The following is a 1,320-nucleotide window of genomic DNA, read 5'->3' on the forward strand; positions in this document are numbered from 1 at the left end:
CTACTTTTGGTGGCTATAATGCAAGTATTAAAGAAACTGGTGATATTGGCTGGTTAGCTGGTGCGGCTTTTCAAATTCCTGATATTGCATTAAAAGCATCTGTTACATATCGCTCTGAAATTGAGCACTCTGTAAATGTTAAAGAAAGTTTTAATTCAGCTGGTCTATTTGCTGGTTTAAATGCAGCACCTTCTCTAAATACAGATATCACGACCCCACAATCTGTAAACCTAGATTTCCAAACAGGCATCATGGCAAATACAGTTGCTTTTGCTAATGTTCGTTGGGTTGATTGGTCAAATTTCTCTACTCAACCTTATAAGTTTGGTTTAGCAAGTAAAAATGCACTTGTACAAAGTCAAAGTGGTAAGCCTGAATTTGATCTTGTTGCATATACTGACGACCAAATTTCTGCAACAGTAGGTGTTGGACGTAAGTTAAATGATCAATGGGCAGGTAACGTTTCTGTAGGTTGGGACTCTGGTGCAGGTAATCCTGTAGACACGCTAGGTCCAACAGAAGGTTATTGGAATGTAGGTTTAGGTGCTCAATTTAGCCCAACACCACAAACTTTCATTGCTGGCGGCGTGAAATACTTTTGGTTAGGTGATGCTAAAGCCCAAACTGGCGCTCAGTTTGATACAGCAGGTTATGTAGCAGAATTCAAAGATAACCATGCAATCGCATACGGCCTAAAAATGGGCTACAAATTCTAATTATTAATGCTGAAAAAACCATCTGTAAAGATGGTTTTTTCTTTTTCAACAATGACATCTACGCTCTTTTTTATACACTTGTGATTCATTTGAGCAACAAATAAACACTTAAACATTTTGCATAATATTCAATCAGCCACTCAGCATTTAAAAATAAATCCATATAAATCATAAAATTAATATTTTTTTTTAGTGTTTTTACTCTACACAAGTATATTTTTTAACTTTTCAGTTCATTTTACAACCGTAGTTGAGCATTTACTCTTTTTGTATTTATGTTACTTTTCGTGCCAATCACTTACTTAAAGCTACAACAAGGAATGTTCCCTATGAAGCTTACAGCTCTTAGCTCGGCTATTTTGCTCAGCTTAATCCCAACAACTTCTGTCATAGCTGGCGGTCTAGATCGATCTGGGCAATCAATGTCTGCTTTTTTTCAATCGGGCAACTATGCTGAAGCTGGTTTTACAGTAATTGATCCAACTGTAGAAGGTACCTCTACAGTTGTTAAAGATGAAAAAATCAGTGATATGGGAGATGATTACTACTTCCCTTCTGCAGCGATTAAAATACAGCCAACCGATAATATTTCACTAGGATTATT

At 36.4% G+C, this 1,320-nt stretch carries 1 protein-coding gene and 1 pseudogene; both read left to right on the forward strand.

Going from position 1 to position 1,320, the window contains the following annotated elements; all coding sequences use genetic code 11:
• Positions 1 to 716, forward strand: a 716-nt coding sequence (locus Aba26S_RS20895; RefSeq protein WP_043975157.1) for an outer membrane protein transport protein, incomplete at its 5' end; no start/stop codon positions are given.
• A gap of 329 nt (positions 717 to 1,045) precedes the next feature.
• A pseudogene (locus tag Aba26S_RS20900) lies at positions 1,046 to 1,320 on the forward strand (transporter); the annotation flags it as partial.

Source organism: Acinetobacter sp. NBRC 110496 (genome assembly GCF_000876115.1).
Taxonomy (GTDB): Bacteria; Pseudomonadota; Gammaproteobacteria; order Pseudomonadales; family Moraxellaceae; genus Acinetobacter.